The organism is Cupriavidus basilensis, assembly GCF_008801925.2.
In the GTDB taxonomy this organism is placed as follows: Bacteria; Pseudomonadota; Gammaproteobacteria; order Burkholderiales; family Burkholderiaceae; genus Cupriavidus; species Cupriavidus basilensis.
The window spans coordinates 2,774,437-2,800,613 of sequence record NZ_CP062804.1; the positions used below are offsets into that span (position 1 = coordinate 2,774,437).

19 protein-coding genes are annotated in these 26,177 nt (G+C 66.3%); 10 read left to right on the plus strand and 9 right to left on the minus strand.

The window, feature by feature from the left end; all coding sequences use genetic code 11:
• Positions 1 to 334: 334 nt before the first annotated feature.
• Entirely contained in the window at positions 335 to 1,948 is a 1,614-nt protein-coding gene (locus F7R26_RS33325) for an EAL domain-containing protein (protein WP_150990409.1), read from the minus strand.
• A 551-nt stretch (positions 1,949 to 2,499) separates the two neighbouring features.
• Between F7R26_RS33325 and F7R26_RS33330 the strand changes: the two genes are divergently transcribed.
• Entirely contained in the window at positions 2,500 to 3,135 is a 636-nt protein-coding gene (locus tag F7R26_RS33330) for a tetratricopeptide repeat protein (RefSeq protein ID WP_170301959.1), read from the plus strand.
• Between the two features lie 27 nt (positions 3,136 to 3,162).
• On the plus strand, positions 3,163 to 3,339 hold the full coding sequence (locus F7R26_RS33335; RefSeq protein WP_170301958.1) for a hypothetical protein: 177 nt from the start codon (positions 3,163 to 3,165) through the stop codon (positions 3,337 to 3,339).
• Positions 3,340 to 3,552: 213 nt separating this feature from the next.
• Here the strand turns inward: F7R26_RS33335 and F7R26_RS33340 are convergent, their stop codons facing one another.
• Genes F7R26_RS33340 through F7R26_RS33350 form a run of 3 tightly spaced genes read right to left on the minus strand, consistent with a single transcriptional unit; the run spans position 3,553 to position 7,950 of the window.
• The gene (locus F7R26_RS33340; protein ID WP_150990404.1) at positions 3,553 to 5,160 is read right to left on the minus strand and encodes a hypothetical protein; all 1,608 of its coding nucleotides are present in this window, start codon (positions 5,158 to 5,160) and stop codon (positions 3,553 to 3,555) included.
• Entirely contained in the window at positions 5,114 to 6,391 is a 1,278-nt protein-coding gene (locus F7R26_RS33345) for an ATP-grasp domain-containing protein (RefSeq protein ID WP_150990402.1), read from the minus strand. The genes F7R26_RS33340 and F7R26_RS33345 overlap by 47 nt, the downstream gene beginning before the upstream one ends.
• Complete coding sequence (locus F7R26_RS33350; RefSeq protein ID WP_150990400.1) at positions 6,388 to 7,950, minus strand: pyridoxal phosphate-dependent decarboxylase family protein; 1,563 nt, start codon at positions 7,948 to 7,950, stop codon at positions 6,388 to 6,390. Before F7R26_RS33350 ends, F7R26_RS33345 begins: the two co-directional genes overlap by 4 nt.
• A gap of 280 nt (positions 7,951 to 8,230) precedes the next feature.
• Here F7R26_RS33350 and F7R26_RS33355 point away from each other — a divergent pair, with 280 nt between their 5' ends.
• Complete coding sequence (locus F7R26_RS33355; protein ID WP_150990398.1) at positions 8,231 to 9,637, plus strand: MFS transporter; 1,407 nt, start codon at positions 8,231 to 8,233, stop codon at positions 9,635 to 9,637.
• 882 nt (positions 9,638 to 10,519) lie between these two features.
• Entirely contained in the window at positions 10,520 to 11,665 is a 1,146-nt protein-coding gene (locus tag F7R26_RS33360) for an IS481 family transposase (protein ID WP_193692081.1), read from the plus strand.
• Between the two features lie 197 nt (positions 11,666 to 11,862).
• On the opposite strand, the gene F7R26_RS33365 is transcribed toward F7R26_RS33360, so the two are convergent.
• The 3 genes from F7R26_RS33365 to F7R26_RS33375 form a co-directional block, all read right to left on the minus strand.
• Positions 11,863 to 12,837, minus strand: a complete 975-nt coding sequence (locus tag F7R26_RS33365) for a Bug family tripartite tricarboxylate transporter substrate binding protein (protein WP_150993596.1) — start codon at positions 12,835 to 12,837, stop codon at positions 11,863 to 11,865.
• Positions 12,838 to 12,992: 155 nt separating this feature from the next.
• Positions 12,993 to 13,805: an SDR family oxidoreductase gene (locus tag F7R26_RS33370; RefSeq protein WP_150993598.1), complete on the minus strand. Its 813-nt coding sequence runs from the start codon at positions 13,803 to 13,805 to the stop codon at positions 12,993 to 12,995.
• A 105-nt stretch (positions 13,806 to 13,910) separates the two neighbouring features.
• Positions 13,911 to 14,813, minus strand: coding sequence for an IclR family transcriptional regulator (locus F7R26_RS33375; protein ID WP_150993600.1), 903 nt, complete (start codon positions 14,811 to 14,813; stop codon positions 13,911 to 13,913).
• Between the two features lie 439 nt (positions 14,814 to 15,252).
• On the opposite strand from F7R26_RS33375, the gene F7R26_RS33380 reads away from it, so the two are divergent.
• The 5 genes from F7R26_RS33380 (at position 15,253) to F7R26_RS33400 (ending at position 20,041) form a co-directional block, all read left to right on the plus strand.
• On the plus strand, positions 15,253 to 16,116 hold the full coding sequence (locus F7R26_RS33380) for a branched-chain amino acid ABC transporter permease (protein ID WP_150993602.1): 864 nt from the start codon (positions 15,253 to 15,255) through the stop codon (positions 16,114 to 16,116).
• A 10-nt stretch (positions 16,117 to 16,126) separates the two neighbouring features.
• On the plus strand, positions 16,127 to 17,173 hold the full coding sequence (locus tag F7R26_RS33385; RefSeq protein ID WP_193692204.1) for a branched-chain amino acid ABC transporter permease: 1,047 nt from the start codon (positions 16,127 to 16,129) through the stop codon (positions 17,171 to 17,173).
• A complete protein-coding gene (locus tag F7R26_RS33390; RefSeq protein WP_150993389.1) occupies positions 17,166 to 17,930 on the plus strand; it encodes an ABC transporter ATP-binding protein in 765 nt (254 codons plus the stop codon). The genes F7R26_RS33385 and F7R26_RS33390 overlap by 8 nt, the downstream gene beginning before the upstream one ends.
• Positions 17,917 to 18,624, plus strand: coding sequence for an ABC transporter ATP-binding protein (locus F7R26_RS33395; protein ID WP_150993387.1), 708 nt, complete (start codon positions 17,917 to 17,919; stop codon positions 18,622 to 18,624). The genes F7R26_RS33390 and F7R26_RS33395 overlap by 14 nt, the downstream gene beginning before the upstream one ends.
• A 244-nt stretch (positions 18,625 to 18,868) precedes the next feature.
• On the plus strand, positions 18,869 to 20,041 hold the full coding sequence (locus F7R26_RS33400; protein ID WP_150993385.1) for an ABC transporter substrate-binding protein: 1,173 nt from the start codon (positions 18,869 to 18,871) through the stop codon (positions 20,039 to 20,041).
• Positions 20,042 to 20,170: 129 nt separating this feature from the next.
• On the opposite strand, the gene F7R26_RS33405 is transcribed toward F7R26_RS33400, so the two are convergent.
• On the minus strand, positions 20,171 to 22,591 hold the full coding sequence (locus tag F7R26_RS33405; protein ID WP_150993383.1) for a DUF6600 domain-containing protein: 2,421 nt from the start codon (positions 22,589 to 22,591) through the stop codon (positions 20,171 to 20,173).
• A gap of 344 nt (positions 22,592 to 22,935) precedes the next feature.
• The gene (locus F7R26_RS33410) at positions 22,936 to 24,258 is read right to left on the minus strand and encodes a putative bifunctional diguanylate cyclase/phosphodiesterase (protein WP_150993381.1); all 1,323 of its coding nucleotides are present in this window, start codon (positions 24,256 to 24,258) and stop codon (positions 22,936 to 22,938) included.
• A gap of 291 nt (positions 24,259 to 24,549) precedes the next feature.
• Between F7R26_RS33410 and F7R26_RS33415 the strand changes: the two genes are divergently transcribed.
• The gene (locus tag F7R26_RS33415) at positions 24,550 to 26,166 is read left to right on the plus strand and encodes a methyl-accepting chemotaxis protein (RefSeq protein WP_150993379.1); all 1,617 of its coding nucleotides are present in this window, start codon (positions 24,550 to 24,552) and stop codon (positions 26,164 to 26,166) included.
• Positions 26,167 to 26,177: the final 11 nt, after the last annotated feature.

Here is a 26,177-nt window from a genome sequence, read left to right on the forward strand (position 1 = left end):
CGGAATGGTCCATGCGTCATGGCTTGAATCGCCAATGCGAACCGTTACGCTGCAATCCCGCTCCCGCTTTTTTCTATTTGTGATGCTCTGGGCGATCGTCTTCGCGCCGCGCCGTCTTGTTATGCCCTAAACAGCACAATTCCAAATGCATATGGAACCACGCTGCAGTGTGGCTAACGGCAGGAAATCGGAAGATATTCCCCCTCCTGGAGAGGGGGCAGGTTTTAGGGAATTCGGCGCAAGTAGCGCCGGGGCCGCTTTGCGTTGCGCAAGCGGGCATTGCGTTGCAGCCCAGCAGGCGGCGTGGTGTCACCCACCGGTCGAAGCCTCAGGCTCAAGCCGGCAATGAGTCCGGCTTGGTCTCCTGGGCGGCCTCGGTGACACGGGGACGGTTGTGGCGCCACGCCGCCCACTCCTCCACCCCCAACGGCGCGGCGAACAGATAGCCTTGCGCCCAATGCACGCCGTGCTGTCGCAGGTAGGCGGCCTGCACCTCGTTCTCGATCCCCTCGGCTGTCAGTTCCAGGCGCAGCCGCTGGCCCAGGCTGATGATGGTGTCGAGCACCACGGCGTTGACGGAGTCCGTGCCGATGCCCATGACGAACGAGCGATCGATCTTGAGGAAATCGGCATGGAGCTGTTCAAGATAGGACAGCGAACTCTGCCCCGTGCCGAAGTCGTCGAGCGCCCAGAGCACGCCCTGCGCGCGCAGGTGCGCGATGTTACGTTGCACCTGCTCGTCGTTCGGCAGCGCTTCGCGCTCGGTCACCTCCAGGACCAGCAGTGGCCCATCGGGGCCGAGCTTGTCCAGGAGCCGCTGCACATCATCGACGAATCCGGGCGTTGCCAGGTGGGAAGCGCTGACATTGACACCGATATGGTCACGCGGCCCCAGCCCCAGGCGCGGCAAGTCGGCGGCCACCAGATCGAAGATATGCCGAGTCAGGTCACCGATGACGCCATTGTCTTCCGCCAGCGGGATGAAGATGTCCGGCCGGATATGGCCCCGGCCGGGCCGGTGCCAGCGGACCAGGGCCTCGAGCCCGCTGCACTCCCCCGTGGCCAACCGGATGACCGGCTGGTAGACCATGTGGAACTCGCGCTGGCGCATGCCTCGGTAGATCTCGTTGACCAGCGACAAGCGCCGCCTGCAGAACAGATGCGCCAGGTATCCCGAGAGCAGCGCCGCCATGAGCAGGAAAGGCGCGTAGTGACGCCACAGCTCGTGGCGGTAGGCCGTGATCAGCGCCGGTGCGACTGCGACGCGCACCTCGATGGGAAAGGCGGCGGACTTGGCCAGTTGCATGCTGTTCCGGTAGCGCGGGCCGGGTGTCGTCGCCAACGGCGCACCGGTCGGCAACTGGCGCAGCGAGTCGCTGAGCAGGATCTGGACCTGGAACTGGCCGCTGTACGAGGCGGCCGCCTGAATGTCCAGCAGGTACTGCCCGTCGATCACGGCCAGCACGCCCGAGCCGTTGGCGATGCCTCGCGAGACGATCACTGCGGGCCGGTCCGAGACCAGGGAGGTACCTGAGCTGGGGGTGATCAGCAGCCCCCGTGGCAAGCTGGTCATCGCATCGAATGCCAGGGTGAGCGGGATGTCGTTGACCTTGCCCAGGACCGGTGAGCAGTAGAGCTTCTCTTGATGGACCAGGATGAGCGAGCGGAAATACGGACTCAGGGTGCTGGTCCGCGTGAGTTCGCCGATCACCTCCTCGCATGGCTTGCCGAGCAGCGCCATGGACTTGTCGACATTGGCGGTGACTACGCCGAGGATGTTGTCCATCTGCTTCTGGATTGCCACCGCCGTAACCAACGCTTCGCCGTCGGCGCGTTGCCTTCCCTGCAGGAAAACCAGCGGCACCATGACAATTGCGGGGATCAGCATGGCTGCCAGCACGATTGCCAGGTGCCAGTATTGCTCACGCCGAGGCTTGATGTTCTGCACGTTCGATGCTCCTGCGCGTGACGTGCCCGCGCTACGGTGTGATTGATGTGTGCTCGTCCGGGTCCGCCGGGAGTCCAGGCCCCACCCTCAACACTGCCGACCGCTGCGATCCAGGTCGGCTTCCCGGTGATCTTGTCTTTGTCTTGCGAGTGTTCCCTTCGCCTTGCTGCATCCTGGCCGGGACCCGCATTCTTATTACAAAGCCTGAATTCAGACGATGGATCTTACAATAAGGCATCGCTTAGGCGGCGAATTCCGTAATCACCGCAACCTCTCTCGCATTGATCCAATTAGCCGGCGCGACATCCATCGAGAATGGCATCGATATGCGCCATCTGATCCGGGATTTAGCGATTCCGCTCGGTAGTTCTTCTAAAAGCCATTTCGCTATCCGAGCGCATTCATGTCGGTGCAGTGACCGGCCCGGGGGCATAGCGATCGATTCCGCGCGAAGGGATCGATTGCGGCCAACGCCTGCGTTTTAGGACTTGTCCTATTCTCTTGACGGCATGCCACCAGTAAGCTGGCGCCCTGTCTTACCGAGAAGCGAAATGAAGCACAACGAAACGCGCCGTACCTTGGCGCTCGGACTCGCCGCCATTTCCATGGCCGCGGGCAGCGCCTGGGCTGGCGAGGCCCAGGACCTGTACGCGGCGATGATCAGTGGCAAGTGCGAGCCCGCCACCGCCACCTTGCAAGCGCGCGCCAAGGCTGGCGTGGCCGCGGCCCAGGGCCATCTGGGCATTGCCTATGTCCGCGGCGCCTGCGTCAAGAAGGACGTGCAGGCAGGCGTGGCCTGGCTGCGCAAGGCCGCCGAGCAGGGCGACGCGGATTCGCGCAATGAACTTGGCAATTTCTATTCGGCGGACAATGGCGTGCCCAAGGACTACGCGCAGGCGAGGCGCTGGTTCCGCCTGGCGGCCGAGCAAGGCTACGGGCCGGCCCAATACAACCTGGCGCTCCAGTACCATTTCGGAGAAGGCGGGCCGGTGGATGATCGCGAGGCGGTCATATGGCTGCGCAAGGCGGCCGTGCAGGGCCTTGCGGACGCGCAGGCGAACCTGGGCGCCATGTTGATCAAAGGCGAAGGCATGGTCCTGAGCAACAAGCGCGAAGGCGTGCATTGGCTGCGCAAGTCCGCCATGCAAGGCCATCCCACCGGCCAGAACAACCTGGCGGCAGCCTAAGAAAATGGCTTTGGCGTGGCGCGCAACATGGTGCTTGCCTATGCCTGGGTGCTGCTGTCGACCCGCGAGGCCAAGCCGGGTTCGGAGGACATGGCGCTGCGCACCGGAATGGCCGCGGAACTGACCGCCAGACAGCGGGCCGAGTCCGAGCGGCTGGCGCGCGGGTGGAGGGTGGGACAGGACCTCACGACGACGATGCCATGAACGGAAGATAAGCCGCGGCAGATCATCGACCATCGTTGAATAGCTTCTGCATCAACGTCTTGGCAAGCGCACCGGGTTCGCCTCCGAGGCATGCCTGCGGCTCCGGCTCGCTCACACGGCTGACCCGACCATTGTGCTCGCAGGCATGCTCGACACATTCAAGCCTGACTTCAATATCGTGACGCCGTAGTCCGCGAGAAAACGCGAACGTAGTTATGAAAAGGCGGTATCCAGCACCGGCGCAACGCCGACGTCGCGCGTGGGGGTGTGCACCAGCGCGGAGACCATATCCAGGCATGCCAGGGCCTGGCCGATGAGGTGCCGCTCCTGATCCGGGTCTCGCGCTGCCTGGACTACCAGCCTGGCGCTCATGCACAGCCGCAAGGCGCTGACCGGGACACCCGCCCTGTGGCCGCTGTCCACAGGCTGGCCAAGCTGGTAGGCCACGCCGGCGTCGGCGCTCCCCGGCGCCTGGACCCGGCGAAAGATGGCGGCCGTCTCCTCCCGGCTGAGCGCGGTCCTGCCGCCTCCCGGCTGGCACCGGTACAGCAGGAAGGGGTGAATGGTCTGGATCTCGTCCCAGTGGCATGGCGTGTTCAGCGCGGTGCGGTCCAGCGCCGGCACCGCCAGCGCGGCAAAGGCGGGATCGCTGCCCAGCCTTTGCTGGATGGCACCGGCAAAGCGCCGCAGGATGCCAGCGGCTTGCCCGGCCGGCACCGCGAGGAATTCGCGCAGTTCGTAGATCGCAGCCTGCCAGCGCAGCAGCAGGCCAAAGTTCGCATAACTGCCGAGCGCCTGCGCGCTTGCCCAGCCTTGCGGCCATTCCTCGCGCGCGGAATACAGGCGCAGCTCCGCCGGAACGCCGCGCTCGCGCAGTATCTTGCCAATTGCCGCGGGCAGCAGCAAGGCGCCGGAGAACGAAGGCCCGGTCACAAACTTGGAGCCGGTCAGCGCCACCATGCAGCCGTTGCGCAGGTAGGCCTGGAGCGTACCCGGCTCAATGCGGAACTGGCAGGCGTCAACCAGGACCTGCACCGCCGAGGGCCAGCGGCGATGCAGCGCCGTCATGCACGCAATGCTCGGCGCAATGCATCCGGTCTTGGAGACGTCGATCAGCACCAGCAGCACTTGGCGCACATCCTGCACGGCCTGGCTGACGAGCGCCTCGATTTGCGCGTCGACCACGCTCGCATCCCGCAAGCTGCCGTCCGCATTGCGGATCGGCACGTCGAGGATGTCGCTGGCGCAGGCCTGGCTCAAGGACTCGCCCGGAATGGTGGTACGGCCCAGTGCGTTATACGTGCTGAAGTGGCGCCCGGTGAGCGCGGCGGCCACACCGCTGCCGCTCTCGGCCTCGCCGGCCATGATCACCAGCGGCCGGCGCCGAACGCTCGGATTGCCCGCATCGCTGCCGGCCCCATCGGCCGCCACCCGCGCGGCAACGCGCGCCGCGAGCAGGTGCACATCGGTGCCGGAAGCCGAGAAAACAAGCCCGGTGCCAAGCGCATCGCCTATGCCGCACAGCGCCAGCAACTCGCCGCGCAGCCGGTCCAGCTCGTGGCGATACAACTCGGGCGCGCTCTGGTGCGGCAGCGCCGCGGCAAGCCGGTTGCGCAGCGCGTCCACCTCGGCGAACGCGGCAGGAGAAATCCCCGAGGACGTGGAGGAGCCAAAGGGAACCAGCCCCGTCGAGGCAAGCGGCTGGCAACCGTACTTGTTACGGCCGGTCGCCGGATCCAGCGCGATGCGGTGGTCCCCGCCGCTGACCAGCAGGTCAGCCGTCGATGGCAGCGGCATCGTGCGCGTCCACGTGGTCGGCATGGGCCTCGCTGGCGTTGATCAGCATGGTCCGGAACGCCGCGAAGATCTTGTGCATCTGCGGCTGCTTGTACGGGAAGAGGTCAACCGGATCGATATCGTGCACCACCATCGCCGTATCGGCCTCGAACACCAGCAGTTCCCCCTGCGGCGTCTCGGCGCAATCCAGGCCCACGTAATCAAGACCCAGCCGCTCCTGGATCAGAGCGAGGGCATCCTTGTGGCGCAGCGCGAAGGTGTGGTCGAAGTCGCGCATGATGGCGGCTTCTTCATCCCGCTTGGCCGCGCTCTCTGCCATGCCGGCATTGAGATAGTGGATCATCCAGTGCTCGGAGATGCCCACGTGGCACACGTACGCGCGCCCTTCGATCAGCACCAGCCGGTACTTGCGGAACTGGCCGTCATCGTTGCGGTAATCGATGAAGTAAGAGACATAGAACGCCGGCTCGTCCGTCTGCGCCAGGTAGCCAGCGAGTTCGGCCGCGTCGCCGATCTTCTCCAGGCCCTTGCCGGCATGCGAGCCAAGCGGCCTAACGATGATGGGGAAAGCGCCCTCGCCCAGCACCGACGAGATCGCTGCCTGCCCGCCGGCGATGCCGGCCAGTACCTGGCGATCCACGCGCAGCGTCGGCGGCATGCACACGCCCGGCGCGCACGCCAGCAAGGATGCCGCCCGGTCCCGCGAGAGCTGTTGCACGCGATCCGGCTGGTTCAGCACCGGGCGCGGCCAGATTGCCGCGAGCGCGCGCAGGTGCTCCAGCACGGGCTGGGTACGGTCGGATTCGCCCACCGCGATGAACAGCACGTCGTGCTCCGGCACGGCCTGCGGCAGCGGGTTTTCCGGCGTGACGTAGAGCGCATCGAGCGCCACATCGGAGTTGCCCAACAAGCACTCCAGCGGCGTGTTGGCCATCAGGTCGCCCGAGACCATGATGGCCAGCACGCGCAGGCGGGCTTCGCCATCGCGCAAGGTCGGCAAGTGATAGAGCTGGCGCGCCTGCAGCGCCTCGGCCTGCATGGTCATGGCCAGCGCGTGATCGCCGACGAGCTGCAGGACCAGCGAGAGATCCATCAACGCATTGGCATCGTCCGGTTGCGACTGCAGGTGGTTGATCAGCTCGGCGCCGAGCGGGCGCAGGTCCTCGTTCTGATGGGCCGCCCGCAGCAGGTGGCGCAGGCCGATCAGGGTATCAGGGGCCGGCTTCATGTTGGCGGGATCAAGGATTGCGTTCATTGTGATAGGCCGCTGGCTTCGGGAACGGGTACGGGTGCGGGTGCGGGTGCGGGTGCGGGTGATACGGCGCTCAGCGACCGGCCAAGCGCCAGGGTGGCGTTCAGCAGGACATCGATATCCTGCGGCGCGCTGCGATGATTGAAGAGCGCAACCCGGATCGCAAAGCGCGCGTCGAGCACGGTCGACGAAGGCGCGGCGAGGCCGGATTCCTGCAGGGCGACAACAAGATCGCGGTTGACCTGTTCGATGGCGCCGTTCGCATCGGCATCAACATTGGCATTGGCACCGATATAGCGGAAGCAAACGATGTTGAGCGATACCGGCGCCAGCAGCTCAAGCTCCGGCTCGGACTCGATGCGCCGCGCGAGTTCCTGCGCCAGGGTGCAGGTGTGGGCAATCATGCCGCCCAGCCGCTCGGTGCCGTACACCTTGATCGTGAACCAGGTCTTCAGCGCGCGAAAGCCGCGCGACAGGTCCGGCCCGAAATCGCAAGGCCAGGGGGAGCCGGCCGCCATGCCGCGCTCGCCGCGGCTCAGGTACGTGCCTTCGTGCGTGGCAAAGGTGCGCAGGTGCAATTGCCGGTCGCGGACCACAAAGAAGCCGGCGTCATAGGGGACCTGCAGCCATTTGTGAAAATCGAAGGCGATCGAATCCGCCTGCTCGATGCCGCGCAGGCGCGGCGCCAGTTGAGGGCACAGCATGGCCAGGGCGCCAAAGGCACCGTCGACGTGAAAATGCAGTTGCTCCCGGCGGGCAATGCGTGCGATCTCGGCAAGGTCGTCGATGGCGCCCGTATCCACCGTGCCGGCGGTACCCACCACGAGAAACGGCTGGAAGCCGGCAGCGCGGTCGACAGCGATGGCGGCGGCAAGGCACGCCATATCCATGCGCCCCATCTGGTCAACGGGAATCGATCGCAGATTGTCCTTGCCGAGGCCGGCCAGGTCCATGCCTTGGGCGATGCAGCCATGCGCCCGGGTGGAGGTGTAGGCCGTCAGGCGCCGCGACGTCTGCCCCATGCCGGTCGACCGTACCTCGGACCCGAGCGCCCGGGTCCGGGCAACCAGCACGCCGGACAGGTTGGCCATGGAGGAGCCGGTCAGGAACAGGCCGCTGGCATCGTCGGGAAAGCCGAACAGCTCGATCACCCAGCGCAGCACCTGCCACTCCACCTCCACCGGGATATGGTCGCGCCCACCCAGGTTGGCATTGAGCCCGGCCGCCAGCATTTCCGCCAGCATCCCGACCGGCGTGCCGCCGCCATGCACCCAGCCCATGAAGCCGGGATGCGCATTGCCCACGGCAAACGGCAGGATGCTGTCCATGAAGGTCTCATGCACCTGGTCCAGCCCGCTGCCCTCGCGGGGCAGCGGCTCGCGGAAGCTTGCGCGCACCGCGTCGGGAATCGGCTGCCAGACCGGGCGGGCGCGGATGCCCTGGAGGTGGTCCAGCATATCGTCGAGCATGCTGTGCCCCTGCGCCCTCAGCGCGCTCCAGTCGACGGGATCGAGACTGGTGGGGACTGGCTGCCAGCTGCCCTGGGTGGTTGGTGTTGACATGGCTAATGGCGGTCCGGAAAACGCTGCGTCCCCATGGGAGGTGCTGTTTGCGACCTGGTTTCCGGGACATCGTGCCGGGGATCATAGCGCTGGGCCAGCCGGGCATTTGGTGGAGTACGGCGGGTTTTCCGCCCTATTTCTCTGCAACCGAAAAACAACACTGCCGGCGCTGCCTTACCACATTCCGATCATTTGCAAGCACCGCTCCGCGAGACGATAATTGTGTCGTCAAGCATCTCAAGCATCGCTCGCGCCACTCCTTCAGCAGCCGCCCTCCCTCATGCAGCCACACCAAGGCCTACCCTATCCCCAACGCTCCTGGGCCATCCTCACCGTGTTTTGCGGCCTGATCATGGCCGTGCTCGATGGCTCGATCGCCAATATCGCACTACCCTCGATCTCGCGCGAGCTGGCGGCGGACCCGTCCAGCACCATCTGGGTGGTCAACGCCTACCAGCTCACCGTCACGGTGTGCCTGCTGCCGCTGTCCTCGCTAGGCGACATCCTTGGCTACAAGCGCGTGTACCGCGCCGGCCTGGCGATCTTCCTGGCGGGCTCGCTGTTGTGCGCGCTGTCGCCCAACCTGCCGGTGCTGGTGGCCGCGCGGGTGCTGCAGGGCATCGGCGGCGCCGGCATCATGAGCGTGAACACGGCGCTGGTGCGCTTTATCTATCCGCCCACCAAGCTGGGCCGGGGCATCGGGCTGAACGCGCTGGTGGTGGGCATCACCATTGCCGTGGGGCCCTCGGTGGGCGCGCTGATCCTGTCGGTGGCGAGCTGGCCGTGGCTGTTCGCCATCAACGTGCCCGTGGCGATCTTCGCGCTGGCGCTGGCCCGCACCGCGCTGCCGGCAACGCCGCCCCAGCCGCGCAGCTTCGACTATCGCAGCGCGCTGCTCTCGGCCGTGGTCTTTGCCTTGTTCATCCTCGGCGTGGACGGCGCGGGCCACGCGCAATGGCGCCCCGCCGCCGCCGCCGGCCTGGTGGTGGCAGCGTTGCTGGGATGGTGGCTGGTACGCATGCAGCGCGGCAAGCATGCGCCGCTGGTGCCGGTGGACCTGTTCGCCAGCCGCGCCTTCACGCTGGCGGTGGGCACATCCTTCTGCTCCTTCATGGCGCAGATGCTGGCCTTCGTGGCGCTGCCCTTCTACCTCGAATACCAGCTTGGCCGCACGCTGCACGAGACCGGGCTGCTGATCACGCCGTGGCCGCTGATGGTGGCCATCATGGCGCCCATCTCGGGACGCCTGTCCGATCGCTATCCCGCCAGCATCCTGGCCGGCATCGGGCTGGCCTTGCTCGGGTCCGGGCTGATCGGCCTGGCGACGCTCGGGCCGGAAGCGTCCAGCTTTGCCGTGTGCTGGCGCATGGCCATGTGCGGATTGGGATTCGGGTTATTCCAGTCGCCGAACAACCGCGCGATGATTGGCGCCACGCCACCGGCGCGCAGCGGCGGCGCTAGCGGGGCGCAGGCGACAACGCGGTTGCTGGGGCAGACTACCGGGACAGCTATTGTGGCGTTGTTGTTTAGTGTTGATGCCAGCGGGGCGGCTCGGGTGGCGCTTTTTGTTGCCGCGGGGGTGGCTTTGGTGGGGGCTGTGGTTAGTTTTAGCCGGTTGCGCAGTGGGAGTGGGAGTGGACCTGCGGTGCGGGTGGGGGTGGAGGTGGCCGCTGAGGCGGATTTGTGATTTTTTTGTTGGTGTTGGATTTTGGGGCTATACGACATCGCCCAGCAGGGGGTTTCGCTGTTTATTTCATCGGCGATGGCGCTTGCACCCAAGTGCCATACGACATCCCCCTGCGGGGGCTGCCGGTCACTTTTCTTTGACCGGCAAAGAAAACTAACGAAAAGAAAGCCGCCCTGCCGGGAGCAGAGCAATCAGGCTTTCGAGTGTCGGTGGTTGCGTCGTAAGGCCCGGAGTGTTGGCTGGCCGATCCTACCGACCCGAAGGGCAGCGCACTTGCATGACCCTATGGTCACGTGGTGGTACCCCTGATCGCTTTGCGCGGTGCGCGTTCGGGCATCTGCCGTTCGCGGTGCGCAGCGCCACGATCCTGCCTGCCCTGGTGGTTTCGTGGTTTTGTCTCTGACGGTGGCCGCCCGGCCATTTGATGCCCTGCCGTACCGGCACGAGCGGCACCTTGCTTCACCCCCCTCTGGTTTCGTGGTGGGCACCGTGGCCCGTGCGCGAGGGCCGTGCTCACACCCACGGCGCTCGTCCTCCGAGACAAAACCACGAAACCATCCACACCCGAAACGGCGCAGCACTTCGCCTCGCGAACGGCAGATGTGGGAATGGTCACCGCAAGCGAGGTCAGGGGCTGCGCGACGTAACCCATGGGTCATGCAAAAATGATGTCCTTAGGGCCGGTAGGATACGCTAGCCAACACTCCGGGCCGTACGACGCAACCACCGAGGCAAAAACAGCCTTATTGCTCTGCCCCCGGCAGGGTCGGCTTTCTTCTCGTTAGTCTTCTTTGCCGACGTGTATAGACCGGGGACATAGGTGACGGGTGTGCGAGGACATGGTTGACACTTTCGGGCAATGAATCTGCCCGGAATCCGACCATGCCTTGGAGCACGCGCGACACCATGAGCCTTCGTCAAGAATTCATCCTTCTGGCCCAGCAAGAGGGCAGCAATCGCCGCGAGTTATGCCGGCGTTTCAGCATCAGTCCCCAGACCGCCTACAAATGGCTCGCGCGCTATGCCGAGCAAGGCGAGGCCGGTCTGGTCGACCGCTCTCGGCGGCCCAGTCGCAGCCCGGAACAGACCCACGCCGACCTTGAACAGGCCGTGATCGCGCTTCGCCAGCAGCATCCTGCCTGGGGCGGGCGCAAGATCAGCCGCCGCTTGCAGGACCTTGGGCATACCGAGGCGCCGGCTCCCAGCACTGTCACCTCGATCCTGCATCGCCACGGGCTAATTACCCCGGAGGCCTCCGCCAAATCGGTGGCATGGCAGCGTTTCGAGCATCCCGAGCCCAACCATCTCTGGCAAATGGACTACAAAGGCTGGTTTGCCACCCGAGACGGCGTGCCGTGTTACCCGCTGACAGTGCTGGACGACCATTCCCGCTTCAATATCCTGCTCACGGCCTGCACCAGAACCCAGACTGCAGTGGTGCAGCGCCATCTGCGCGAGGCTTTCCGTCGTTATGGGCTGCCGCTGCGCATCAACGCCGACAACGGTGCGCCCTGGGGCAGCCCTTCCCAACCCGGCCAGCTCACGGCCCTGGCGATCTGGTTGATTCGCCTGGGCGTACGCCTGAGCCATAGCCGCCCCGCGCACCCACAAACCAATGGCAAGGATGAGCGGTTCCACCGCACCTTTAAGGCCGAGGTGCTCACCGGCAACGACTTTGCTTCCTGCCGTTATGCGCAGCGCGCATTCGATCGCTGGCGCGATGTCTACAACCAGCAGCGACCTCACGAAGCCCTTGGCCTGGCGACGCCCGTCACGCGGTATCGGCCCAGCCCGAGGCCATATCCGGAGCAGTTGCCGCCCATCGAATACGGCCCTGACGACACCGTAGTGCAGGTCAAATGGCACGGCGAGCTCTGTTTCCAGGGACGTCGCTTCAAGGTTTCGAATGCCCTAGCCAAGCTGCACGTGGCGCTGCGGCCTGACGCCAGACACAGCGGCAAATACGCCCTTTACTTCGCACATCATCGCTTCGGAAGCATCGACCTAAACGACCCGAATGCCGCTTAAAATGTGTCAACCATGTCCTCGCACATGTGTCACCCATGTCCCCGGTCTATACACCGACGCAAAGAAGAGTGACCGGCAGCCCCCGCAGGGGGATGTCGTATGGCCTTTGGGTGCAAGCGCCATCGCCGCTCAAAGAAACAGCAACCAACCCCGCACAGCGACGTCGTATGGCACCCTAACCCCAAAAGCCAACACCTTTACTCCGCCTTAGCCCCCGAATCCCTCACCACCTTCGCCCACTTGGCAATCTCAACCTTCTGATAACCCGCCAACTTCTCCGGTGTACCAAGTATAGGATCCAGCCCCAAGGTCTTGAGCTTGGCTTGCACATCGGGAAGCTGGTAAATCCGGTTGAGCTCGGTGTTCAGCTTGGCGATCACATCCTTGGGCGTATTCGCCGGTGCAAAGATCGCAAACCACGAGTCCGCATCAAACCCGGGCAGCCCCTGCTCTGCCAGCGTGGGAATATCCGGCGCCGAGTGCGAGCGTTTCGCGCTGGTCACGCCAAGCGCCCGCACCTTGCCCTCCTTGATCACCGGCAACGCCGACGGCAGGTTGTCGAACATCATGCTGATATGGCCGCCGAGCAGATCGGGAATGGCCATGGCGCGGCCCTTGTAGGGCACGTGGGTGAGCTTGACCCCGGCCAGGGAGTTGAACATCTCGCCGGCCACGTGCGGCGAGGTGCCAATGCCCGGCGTGCCGAAAGTCAGGGCGCCTGGCTTGGCCTTGGCCAGCGCGATCAGCTCCGCCACGTTCTTGGCCGGCACGGAGGGGTTGACCACCAGCACATTGGGCGTGGAGGCGACCAGGATCACCGGGGTGAAATCCTTGACCATGTCGTACGGCATCTTGCTGTAAAGCGAGCCGTTGATGGAGTGCGTGCCGACCGTGCCCAGCGCCAGCGTGTAGCCATCCGGCGCGGCATGGGCGACGGCCTCGGCGCCGATGTTGCCGCCTGCGCCCGGCTTGTTGTCCACCACCACGGGCTGGCCCCACGAGGGTGAGATCTTTTCGGAGAAGATGCGCGCCAGGATGTCAGGCGCGCCGCCGCTGGGAAAGCCCACCACCATCCGGATGGGCTTGGAAGGATAGGTGTCGGCATGGGCCGAGGGCACGGCGAAGGCGGCGCAGGCGGCCAGGACGGCGGCTGCGAAAGGTTTGCAACGCATGGTGTGTCTCCCGATGTTCGGTTTTATTCTGGTGTCGGACTGATCTTGCACGCTGCCAGCGCAAAGGGGCGAAGCCTTGCACCCGTCCGCCGGCAGCAGTGACTCAACTGACTGTTCTGATTGATCTGACTGTTGCCCGGGGTTTCACGCCACGCTTAAACCACCGTGCCGCCGAACTCCGCCATCACTTTATCGTGCAGCCGGCGCATTCCCTTTAGCCAACGATCGTAATCTTGGCCTTTGCGCTGGTAATACTCGAGCACCTCGGGATGCGGCAGGATCAGGAAGCGCTCGTCCTTCACGCCTTCCAGCGTGACCTGCGCCACGTGCTCGGGCGTGACCGAGCCGGCCTGCAGGAAGCCCTTGCGTTCGCCATCCTCGCCGAACAGCATGCGCGTCTGCACGCCCTGCGGGCAGATGCAGCTGACCTTGATGCCGCGATCGCCGTAGGTGATCGACAGCCACTCGGCAAAGCCGATGGCGGCGTGCTTGGTCACGGCGTAAGGCGCCGAGCCGATCTGCGACAGCAGGCCGGCGGCGGAGACGGTGTTGACGAAATAGCCATCGCCGCGCGCCAGCATCTGCGGCAGCACCGCGCGCGAGGCGTGGATGTGGGCCATGACGTTGATCTCCCAGATGCGCTGCCATTCCTCGGCGCTGGCATCCAGGCCCTTGCGCAGGATGATGCCGGCGTTGGAGCAGAACACGTCGATCTGGCCAAAGCGTTGCGTGGCCTCATCGGCCAGCGCCTGCACGGCGGCAGCATCGGCCACGTCGGTTTGCTGCGCGAACACCTGGCAGTCCGGGCTGGCCTTGGCCACTTCCTCGGCTACCGCCTGCGCGCCCTTGCCATCCAGGTCGGCCACGGCCACGCCGCGCGCGCCGCCGGCGGCAAACGCCAGCGCCAGCGCGCGCCCGATGCCGGTGGCCGCACCGGTCACCACCACGGTCTTGTTGCGAATCTCCATTTTGTCTCCTTTGTTTTCTATGTCTGTATTGCTAGCTGGATGTGTGGCCCTGGGGCCGTGAGAAAGCGATTCGTGGCGATGGCATCGATGGCGCCCATAGCGCGGCTATCCGCGCCCCTGCCACAGACGGCTCTGCAGCGCTTCGGCCAGTTCGCGGATGCGCGGGCCGAGATTGCCGTCGAGGATTTCCGGCGTCAGCCGCGTGGCCGCGCCGCCGATGTTGATGGCCAGCACTTCCGCGCCGTCTTCGAGCACCACGGGCGCGGCCGCGCCGCTGACCGTGCGGTCCCACTCCGCGTGGGCCAGGCAGAAGCCGCGCTTGGCGTAGTCGCGCAGCGCGCGCTCGAGCTTGATGCGGATCGCGGGCCAGCGCGCGCCGTAGTGGCGCTCCAGGTCGGCCAGCACGGCGGCGCGCCGCTCCGGCTCCAGCCCGGCCAGCCACGCGCGGCCGATGGCGGAGGTGGCGGTGGGCAGGCGCGAGCCGGGCGCCAGCCGCATGACCAGCGCGCCGCGCGGCTGGCAGACTTCCAGGTACACCATCTCATGGCGGTCCGATGTGGCAAGCGCCACCGTGCAGTCGGTGGCAAACGCCAGCGATTGCATCAGCGGCTGCGCGATCTCGCGGATGCCCGAGCCGGCGAGGTAACGCTGGCCCAGCACCATCGCGCCCTGGCCGAGCCGGTACTTCTCCAGCGACGCGGAATAGATCAGGTAGCCCAGGCTGGTGAGCGTGTAGGTCAGGCGTGAAACCGTGGGGCGCGGGATGCCGGCGCGCCGCGCCAGCTCCGCATTGCCAAGGTAATCGTCGTGCGGGCCGAAGGCGCGCAGCAGGTCCAGCCCACGCGCCAGCGCGGTGACGAAATTGCGGTCGTCACGGTCGTCACGGTCAATGTCCGGTTCGCTGCCGTCGTGCGGCGCATCGGCGGCGCGCACAGGCGCGGCATGCGCGCCGCCGGGCAAGGAAGCGGAGGAGGCAGGCGAGAGCGGGATCGACGAGGTGCGCTTCATACGTGGCGATAACGCTTGGCTACTGGGTGCGGGAAGCAGACCTGTGGCCGCCTTTGGAGATGGCGGGCCGGAGGTAAGCCGGCTATTTCGCTGTGCGGAAGACTATTCCGTATTTCTTGACTGTGCCTCAGGCCGTATGCAACAGTCAATGAAAACGAACGATCGTGCTGGAACATACCTACGCAGACATGCGTGGCGCTTCACGGTACACGACGACACCGCACCCGGGGCCTGCACGGCAGGCCATTGCCGCATCGCACAGGAGACCAAGCATGCATCACGCCATTCACCAGGCCGCACCGCCCCGCGGCTGACTCTCGCCCCGCCTGACCAAGCGGCCCCCGCGTTGTTCTTTGCGCGGCGCCGCCATTTCCACGCAGCCCGCAGCGCGGCTTGCGTGCCTTCGTTCGTGATTCGAAAAGTCGCATGAGGTAAGCCCGTGACATTGTTTCTTCAACAAGTCCTCAACGGCCTGACGCTGGGCGGCGTATATAGCCTGGTGGCGCTGGGCCTGACGCTGGTCTACGGCATCTTGCACGTGCCCAATTTCGCGCATGGCGCCTTCTACATGGCAGGTGCCTACGTCTCGTACTACCTGATGACGTCGCTGGGCATGAACTACTGGCTGGCGATGGGTGCCGCCGCCATCGCGGTGGCAGCGCTGTCGATGCTGGCAGACCGGCTGGTGTTCCATCCGCTGCGCAACGCGCCGGAGTTGCACGACATGATCGCCGCCATCGGCATCATGCTGTTCCTCGAAGCCGGCGCGCAGGCAATGTGGGGCGCGGACTTCCATCGCATGCCCACGCCTTATGGCCAGATGGTGGAAGTGATGGGCCTGACCGCGCCGGCGCAACGGCTGCTGATCATCGCCGCCGCCTTCGGGCTGATGGTGCTGCTGCACCTGTTCCTCACCCGCACCGTGACCGGCTCCACCATCGTGGCGATGGCGCAGAACCGCGAGGGCGCGGCGCTGGTTGGCATCGACGCCACGCGTGTCACGCTGCTGGTGTTTGCCATCTCCGGCGCGCTCGCCGCCATTGCCGCCACGCTCTACGCGCCGATCAACCTGGTCTACCCGAGCATGGGCAACCTGGTCATCACCAAGGCCTTCGTCATCATCATCCTCGGCGGCATGGGCAGCATTCCGGGGGCCATCGTGGGCGGGCTGATCATCGGCATGGCCGAGAGCTTCGGCGGCTTCTACGTCTCGACGGACTACAAGGACATCATCGCCTTCGCGCTGCTGGTGCTCATCCTGTCGATCCGGCCCCAAGGCCTGTTTGCCGGCAAGGCCGCATAAGGAGCGCACCATGACAAAGACACTGCAAGGCAAGACCGGCTGGGCCCTGTTGCTGGCACTGGCCATCGCGTTCCCGCTGGTCACGCCCAACAGCTACTACCTGACGGTGATGACGCTGGCCTTTATCTACGCCATCGCCACGCTGGGGCTGAACCTGATCACGGGCTACACCGGCCAGCTCAACCTGGCGCACGGCGGCTTCATGGCCATCGGCGCTTATACGCTGGGTATTCTCACGGTGGATCACCAGGTGCCGTTCTGGGCGGCGTTCGTGCTGTCCGGCGTGGTGTGCATGGCGGTGGGCTACTTCGTCGGCGTGGTATCGCTGCGGCTCAAAGGCCATTACTTCTCGATCTTCACGCTGTGCATCGGCTACATCATCTACCTGCTGATCGAGAAGTGGGAGAGCCTGACGCACGGCACCGTGGGGCTGATCGGCATTCCGGTGCCGGCCTCGGTGGGCCCGCTCGCGTTCGACAACGTGCAGGCGCAGTACTACCTGGTGCTGTTCTTCCTGGTGGCGGGCACCTTCCTGATGCACCGCATCGTCACTTCGCTGCTGGGCCGCAGCTTCATGGCGGTGCGCAACAGCGACGCGCTGGCGGAGGCGCTCGGCATCAACCTGATGCGCACCAAGGTGCTGTCGTTCGTGCTGTCGGTGGGCTATGCCGGCTTTGCCGGCGCGCTGTACGCGGGCCAGGTGCGTTTTCTCGGGCCGGACATCGCGCGCACCGACCTGACCTTCGAGATGGTGATGGCGATGCTGGTGGGCGGCACCGGCACGCTGCTGGGGCCGCTGCTGGGCGCGGTGCTGGTGCCGTGGGTCACGCAGACGCTGCAGTTCCTGCAGGACTACCGCATGCTGGTGTTCGGGCCGGTGCTGGTGCTGCTGATCATTTTCGTGCCGGACGGCATCGTGGGCTCGTGGGCCAAGCGCCAGGCGCGCCGCGCCGCCGCCGCACGCCGCAGCGGCACGAGCCGCGCGCACCCGGCCGACGCGCCCGTCGCCGGCAACCCGAATGCAAACGCTGCGAATGCAGGGGCCGACCATGCTTGAGATCCGCAACCTGACCAAGAAATTCGGCGGCCTGAGCGCCGTGCACGATGTCTCGATCACCTTCGAGACGGGCCATATCAACGCCATCATCGGCCCCAACGGCGCGGGCAAGACCACCTTCTTCAACCTGATCGCCGGCACCCATGCGCCGACCTCCGGGCAGATCCTGCTCAAGGGCCGCAACGTGGCCGGCCTGCGCGCCGACCAGATCGCCCGCCTCGGCGTGGCCCGCACCTTCCAGGCCACGCACCTGTTCGACCGCGCCACCGTGCTGGACAACCTGATCGTCGGCCACCGGCTGCGCACGCAGGCGGGGCTGGCCGACGTGATCTTCAACACGCGCCGGCTGCGCGAGGAAGAACGGCTGTGCCGCGCCAAGGCCGAGGAGGCGCTCGACTTCGTGGGCCTGGCGCACCTCGCGCATGAAGTGGCGGCGGACATCACGCAGGAAGAGCGCAAGCGCGTGGCCTTTGCGCTGGCGCTGGCCACCGATGCCGAACTGCTGCTGCTCGACGAGCCCGCGGGCGGCGTGAACCCCGAGGAGACCGTGGGCCTGGCCGAACTGATCCGCAAGATGGTCCGCCACGGCAAGACGGTTTGCCTGATCGAACACAAGATGGACATGATCATGCGGCTGGCCGACAAGATCATGGTGCTGAACTACGGCGAGAAGATCGCCGAGGGGTCGCCCGCGCAGATCCAGCAAGACCCGCAGGTCATCGAAGCCTATCTGGGAGCCGACCATGTTGCAGCTTGAACGCGTTTCGCTTTCGTACGGGAGCTTTCGCGCGCTCGACAACATCACGCTGAACGCCGCCGCCGGCGAGCTGGTGGTGCTGCTGGGCGCCAACGGGGCCGGCAAGAGCTCGATCTTCATGGCGCTCAGCGGCATCCACCGCACCAGCGGCGGCAGCATGCGCTTTGATGGCCGCGAGCTGGCCGGCATGAAGCCCTCGCAGATCGTGCAGGCGGGACTGGTGCACTGCCCCGAGGGGCGCAAGCTGTTTCCCGCCATGAGCGTGCAGAAGAACCTGACGCTGGGCGCCTACGTGCACCGGCGCGACTCCGCCGGCATCAAGCGCTCGCTGGAAGACGTCTTCGAGATGTTCCCGATCCTGCGGCAGAAAAAAGACGATCCGGCGGGCTCGCTTTCCGGCGGACAGCAGCAGATGGTGGCGCTCGGCCGCGCGCTGATGGGACGCCCGCGCACGCTGCTGCTCGACGAACCATCGCTGGGCCTGGCGCCACTGGTGGTCAAGCAGATGTTCGAGGTGATCCAGCGCATCAACCGCGCGGGCACCACGGTGCTGCTGGCCGAACAGAACGCCTATGCGGCGCTGGGCATCGCCCACCGCGCGTATGTGATCGAGAGCGGCCGCATCGTGATGCAAGGCGACCGCGACACGCTGCTGAAGGACGAAGGGATTCGCCGCGCTTATATCGGTGGCTAGAGCGCGCCAAAGCCGTTGGAAATGACGACGGCAGTTGCTCCCTCTCCCCTCAGGGGGAGAGGGTTGGGGAGAGGGGTGGCTTAGCTAGGAGCCACAAAAAGCGAAGCCAAAGGTCTTGCGCAGCGCGACGGCGCAATGATCGCCCGCCCTCTCCCCCCCCCTCTCCCGCAAGCGGGAGAGGGGAGCAAGACCAGAACCAGCAGGCAAGAACGAACGCAGTGCAAACACAACTGGAGACAGCCAAATGCAAACCAAAACGATCCGCCGCCTCTTCCCGCTAGCCGCCACCGCCATAGCCACCCTGATGGCATCCGGCACCGCCTTCGCGCAGGAAGTCGTCAAGCTCGGCTACACCGGCCCGCTGTCCGGCGGCGCCGCGCTGTACGGCAAGAACGTCCTGTCCGGCATCCAGATGGCAGTGGACGAAATCAACGCCTCGGGCCTTGAGGTCAAAGGCAAGAAGGTCAAGCTGGAAGTGGTGTCGCTGGACGACAAGTACGCCCCCGCCGAAGCCGCCATCAACGCGCGCCGCCTGGTGCAGCAGTACAAGACGCCCGCCGTGTTCGTGCCGCACTCGGGCGGCATCTTTGCACTGCAGGCGTTCAACGAGCAGGAGAAGTTCCTGGTGATGGCCTACTCCAGCGTGCCGCGCATCACGGACACCGGCAACAAGCTGACCATCCGCATCCCGCCGTCCTACACCGGCTATATCGATCCCTTCATCAAGGCGCAGATGAAGCGCTACGGCAAGAACGTAGCGCTGGCGCCGGCCGACCACGATTACGCCAAGGCCTGGGTGCAGGCGTTTGTGCCGGCCTGGGAAAGCGCTGGCGGCAAGGTGGTGGCCAACAACCCGATGTCCTACACCAAGGCCACCGACTTCTACAGCGGCGTGTCACGCGTGCTGGCCGACAAGCCCGACGTGATGTTTGTCGGCGGCCCGTCCGAGCCGACCGCGCTGGTGGTCAAGCAAGCGCGCGAGCTGGGCTTCAAGGGCGGCTTCATCGTGATGGACCAGGCCAAGCTGGATGAGATGGCCAAGGTCACCAACGGCCTGGCCATGCTCGAAGGCGCCATCGGCGTGATGCCGCTGGCCAACGATGCCCGCCCGGCCGCGCAAACCTACAACAGCAAATACAAGAAGCTGCATGACGGGCGCGACGCCACCACCGAGATGTCGCTCAACTACACCATGGTCTACGCGCTGGCCGGCGCCATGAAGCTGGCCGGCACCACCAGCGACGTGGCCGCGATCCGGGCCAGGATGCCGGAGGCGGTGAAGACGCTGGCCAAGGATGCCAACCCCAACGAGATCGAGAGCATCGACGCCAAGGGCGGCACCGTTGCCGACACTGTGGTGGGCTGGGTGCAGAACGGCAAGATCGCACCGGTGCGGCTGTCGGAACTGGCGAAGTAACGCACGGCAAGAGACAGGCCCGGCGCACCGCCGGCGCCATCGGCAACGAGCCCGCCCTGGCTAGCCAGGGCGGGCTCGTTGCCCTTCATGCGTGCGGAACCGCGCTCTCCCAAGCGATCCGCCCCGCCCTCACGCGTGGGGTGGCTGCGCATCCGCCGCCGCGGGATGCGGCTGCGCAGCGTGTTGCTGCTGGCGCTGCAGTTCCTGCTGGCGCTTTTGCTGCTCCTGCTGCTGGCGCTGTTGGTCCTGCTGCTGGCGCTGCTGCTCCTGCTGCTGACGTTGCATCACTTGCTGCTGCCGCTGCTGCTCCTGTATCTGCTGTTGCTGCTGACGCTGCTGGGCCTGCTGTTGCATGGCCTGTTGCTGCGCTGCCTGTTGCGCGCGCTGCTGCTCCTGCATCTGCCGTTGCATGGCTTGCTGCTGCCGTTGCTGCTCCTGCATCTGGCGCTGCTGGGCCTGCTGCTGCGCTGCCTGTTGCGCGTGCTGCTGCTCCTGCATCTGCCGTTGCTGCTGCTGACGCTGCATCTCTTGCTGCTGCTGGAGCGCCTGCTGCGCGTGCTGCTGGTCGCCCGCCTGCCGCTGTTGCTGCTGGCGCTGCATCTCTTGCTGCTGCTGGAGTGCCTGCTGCGCGCGCTGCTGGTCGCCCGCCTGGCGCTGTTGCTGCTGGCGCTGCATGTCCTGCTGCTGTTGCAGCGCCTGTTGGCCGCGAGCCATGCCTTGCGGCTCCGGCTGCGGGCCGCGGCCATTCGGCTGTGCCTGCTGGAGGGGCGCTGCCGGCTGGCCGTTCTGCGGCGGCATGCCGCCGGCCTGGCCCGGGCGCGTGGTCCAGCCGCGTGTGCGCGGATCGATGCCCTGGGCGGGCGGCTGGGCACCATGCTCGCCTGCCAGGCCCTGCGGCATCGGCGGACGGATCCCGCCTTCCGCCCGCTGCGGCGCCATGGCCGGGTTGCCGAAGTTACCGCCTGCCGGACCGCCGACCTGGCCGCCTGCGATGCGGCCATGATTGGCCTGGGCTGCCTGGCTCAGCCGGACTGGCGCGGGCGCAGCCTGGATGGCGGCAGGACCGTTGCCCCGCCCTTGCCAGACTGGCCCGGCGCCAGGCACCGCGCCGCCGGCGCGGGCAAAACGCTGGGCCAGTTCGTCGCTGGCGGGGCGGCCCGGAGGGCGCGCCGCGATAGCCGGACGCGCAAAGCCTTGCATCGCCGCGGCCGGAGCCGGCCGCGCGGGCGCCGGGCCGACCAGGCTCGCCTTGACGGGTGCCAGCGGCGGCGCGCCATTGGCCTCGCCCCGCGGCAGGTCACGCCAGGCCACATTGCGGGCACCCGGAGGCACGCGCTGGCCCTGCACAAAGGCGCGCGCCGGCATGGCGGTGATGGCGCCGGGTACATCGCGGTTGATGTACGTGTTGTGGACGTTGTGATTGATCGTCACGTCGTTGACCGTGACGTTGTTGATCCGCGTGATGTATGTCGGGCTTGCGCCGTAGACAGGCCGATAAGCTTCGCGCGGGCCGAGCGGGTACCAGGCGACGCCAGGACCATTGCCGATCTGGATGGACGCGTTCCAGCCGCCGCCGCCGATAAAGCCGACCAGCGCCGGCGCATAGACCGGGCGCGCCGCGACCGGGCCCGGCATCCAGCCCCAGCGCTCGCCAACGCGCGCCCAGCGGCCGTAGTGGAACGGCGCAAAGCCCCAGGGCGCATCGTCGCACCAGCTCCACCCCCACGGCGCCACCCAGGCCCAGTGGCCTGTGCTGTACGGCGCCCAGTCCGCCGCCACGACACGCGGGAACCACACCGCGCCATAGCCGGGATCTTCTTGCCAGTCGCCGTAGCTATCCAGCTCGGCGGAGCCGGTCATTTCACGCGGCACGTAGCGTGCCGACGGCGATCCGTCCTCCCGAGCGTCCCGCGCCAAGGCCCACTGGTCAAACGCATCCATCGGGGGATTGGAAGCACTGCCGTCTTGCGCCAGGTCGGAGCCATCGAAGCGGATCTGGTCACCGCGCCGCATTACCAGCGAGTGGTTGTCGCCGTAGACCACGGCAGTGCCGTGATGCATGGTGACGACCGTGCTGGTGCCGTCGGGCGCCACGTCCAGGCGGTAGTCGCCTGGCTCGCTGGGCACGAACGCCAGGTTGGGCGTATCCACCTCGACCGGCTGGTCCGGCGGCAGCGCGCGCACACGCAATTGCAGCGTGCCCTGGGTCAGCTTGACCTGGGTAGCGCTGTCGTCGAGGTTGAGCACCGTCACGGCGGTACCGCTGCCAAGCCGGATCGCCGTGGACCCGGCATGCAGCTCGGCACGGCCGCCATTGTCGACCCACAGGCGGTCGCCCGTGGTAATGGGCCGGTTCAGCGCCGCGGCTGCCCAATCGTCCGAACCCGCCGGGGCAAAGCTCAGGTTGCCGGCAGCATCGGTCACGGTGCCGATGCGGCCGGAGGGATCGGCGGATTGCGCCAGCGCCGGCAGTTGCCAAGTGGCGAAAACGATGCCTGCGGCAAGCAGCAAGGCGCGGGCGCCGGGGCCAAGCCTGCGATCAGAAAACATTTGGAATACCTCTTGGTCAGTATGGGCGCCCGGGCCGAGACTCGCCGCCCCCGATATCACCATACTTCCGATAACGCCACGCAGCCAGACTGGCCGACTTGACTTTGTAAGCACATATGTCCCCGGCCCGGCCATGACCGGCAAGCGCGCCCGCCTGCGTGCCGCGCGCGGCGGCCCAGGTGCTGCCGGTGTCAGGCGCAGGAGCCCGGTGGCCGGGACAAAGCCGGAAACAATTTGCCGCGAGCCGCGCGAGCGCGGGCCTTGCGCGCAAGGCCCGCGGCCAGGCCATGGGACGATGGGGAGTAGCGAAAAGTGGCGTAACGTGCCCGGGCAGCCGGCCCGGATCAGCGTGCCGACTGCTGCAGGAACTCGGTGAACTTGTCGGCGGACATGGGCCTGCCATACAGGTAGCCCTGTACCTCATGGCAGCCATTCTCGGAGAGGAAATCCCGCTGCTCGACGGTTTCCACGCCCTCGGCCACCACGCCGATGCCCAGGCTGCCACCGACGTTCACCATGGCGCGCACGATGGCGGCGTCGACCGGGTTGTGCGTGACATTGCGGATAAACGACTGGTCGATCTTGATCCGGTCCACGGGAAAGGACTTGAGGAAGCTGAGCGAGGCGTAGCCGGTGCCGAAATCGTCGCAGGTCAGGGTCACCCCGTCGCGGCGCAGGGTCTGCAACTGCCCGGAAAACTCGTCGCCCTGCTGCAGGGCGATGGTCTCGGTGATCTCCAGCTCCAGCCGCTCCGGCGCCAGTGCCAGCTCGCGCAGCACGTGACGCACTTCGGTCAGCAGCCGGCTCTCGCTAAGCTGCGCGGCAAACAGGTTGATGGCCACCCGCGGTGCATCGGCAAACCCGAGCGACCACATGCGCGCCTGGGCGCAGGCGGTGTGCAGCAGCCAGACGCCGACGTCCGCCGCCACGCTGCTGGCGGCCAGCGCATCGATGAAGCTGGCCGGCGTCAGCAGGCCCTGGGTGGGATGGCGCCAGCGCATCAGCGCCTCTGCGCCAACCACGCGGCCGTCGCGCAGGTCGATCTGGGGCTGGTACAGCAACTCGAACTGGCGCTGCGCGTAGGCGTCGCGCAGCGCTTGCACCAGCGACAGGCGGGTCGTCACGTCGGTGCGCATCTGCGGCTTGAAGAAGCGGATGGTGCGGCCGCCGTCGCGCTTGGCCCGACCCAGGGCCAGGCTGGCCGAGGCCAGGGCATCGGAGGCATTGTCGCCGCCGGCAGGCATCACGCAGGCGCCCAGGCTGGCCAGCACGTGATGGCGCCGGTTGCCGTACTCGTGGGGCTCGGTCTGCAGCGAAAGGATGGCGGCGCTGACGTGGCGCACCAGGGTGGGATCGGCAATGGAAGGCAGCAAGACGGCGAACTCGTCGCTGCCGACCCGCCCCAGGATGGCGTCGCGCGGCGAGGCGTCACGCAGGCGGCGGGCCACCCGGCGCAGGATCTCGTCGCCCTCGGCATGGCCATGCATGTCATTGAACGCGCGGAAATCGTCGATGCCAAGCAGCAATAGCGAGCAGCGCGGGGAAGCCTCCGTGCGCAGGCGGCCTTCCAGCGTGTTCAAGAATGCCTGGCGCGACGCTACGCCCGTCAGCGGATCAATGTCCGCGTTTGGCGGGGCGCCGGCCTTCGCCTCTGACCTGGCCACCATGCCTGCCCTGTTCGTGATTATCGACATCGGTCCGATCTGTCTATCTGGCAAGTGTGACTAAAACCAGGAAAAAATCAAGCCAAGTTAAACGATATGTTGCGGCAACAAGTTGCAACGCACCGAATCTCCTTACCGCTGCGCGCGTGCCATTGAAATGGCCGGGGCCTTACAGTACCCTACGCCGCTATCAACCGGCCGCTCGCGCCCGGTCCGCGCACGCGCGCCGAATCCCGTGCGCCCGGCCGGTCATGGACCGCCTTCCGACAAGAATAAGCAACGGGAAACCGCACCGTGACTCACTGGACCATCCGCACGCGCATCCTGGCAAGTTTTGCCTTCATCCTGGCGGTCATTTTACTCACGGCGGTGGTCGCCTATGACCGCCAGTCGGCCATCCAGACCCATGCGAATGCGCTGCGCGACGATGCACTCCCGGGACTCTACTACAGCACCGCGATGCGCGGCGCCTGGGGCGAGACCTATGTGCTGGCCTGGCAGAGCGTGACCGCGGCCAATGACGCCGAGCGCCGGCAATACGCCGAGGCCAACTCGGCCCTGCTCAAGCGGCTGGACGGCCTGGAGGCAAAGTACGCCGATTCGATCCGGCGCGCCGACGATCGCGAGCGCTTCGAGAAATACCGCGAGTTGCGCCGGCACTATGACCAGGTCTCGGCATCGCTGTTCGCGGCGACCGGCCCGGAGGTCGCCGCCGCCGAAGCCAAGCTGCGCGGACCTATCCACGCCGCCTGGACCGAAGGCCGCACGGCTGTGCAAGCACTGTTGGAAGATAACAACAAAGTGGCCGAGGAGGGCGCCAGCAGCATCAACCAGGCGGTGCAAACGGCCAAGATCAGCATCGAGATCTCCCTGATCGCCGCCCTTCTGGAGTCGCTGGTGGCCGGCTACCTGCTGTTCCGCTCCATTACGGTGCCGATGCGCGCGATCGTCAGGCAGCTCGCCGACATGCGTGGCGGCGACTTTCGCCAGCGCCTGTCGCTAAACCGCAAGGACGAGTTCCTGGAAGTCGAGCAAGGCTTCAACCAGATGACCGGCGACCTCACCGCGCTGGTCGGGCAGGCCCAGCGCTCGGCCATCCAGGTCACCACCTCGGTCAACGAGATCGCCGCCACCGCGCGCCAGCAGCAGGCCACCGCCACCGAAACGGCGGCCACCACCACCGAGATCGGCGCCACCTCGCGCGAGATCTCCGCCACCTCGCGCGACCTGGTCCGCACCATGACCGAAGTCTCCGGCGCCGCCGAGCAGACCGCTGGCCTGGCCGGCACCGGCCAGGCCAGCTTGTCGCGCATGGAAGCCACCATGCACCATGTGATGGAAGCCGCCGGCTCGGTCAACGCCAAGCTGGCCACCCTGAACGAGAAGGCGGGCAATATCAACCAGGTGGTCACCACCATCGCCAAGGTTGCGGACCAGACCAACCTGCTGTCGCTCAACGCTGCCATCGAAGCCGAAAAGGCCGGCGAATACGGGCGCGGCTTCTCGGTGGTCGCCACCGAGATCCGCCGCCTGGCCGACCAGACCGCGGTGGCCACCTACGACATCGAGCAGATGGTGCGCGAGATCCAGTCAGCGGTGGCCGCGGGCGTGATGGGCATGGACAAGTTCTCCGAGGAAGTGCGGCGCGGCATGTCGGAGGTGACCCAGGTGGGCGACCAGCTCTCCCAGATCATCGGCCAGGTGCAGTCGCTGGCACCGCGCGTGCAGATGGTCAACGAGGGCATGCAAGCCCAGGCGGGCGGCGCGGAACAGATCAACCAGGCCCTGATGCAGTTGTCCGAGGCGGCCCAGCAGACGGTGGAATCCCTGCGCCAGTCCAGCCAGGCGATCGACGAGCTGACGCTGGTCGCCAATGACCTGCGCACCGGCGTGTCGCGCTTCAAGGTTTGAGCGCACGTTGA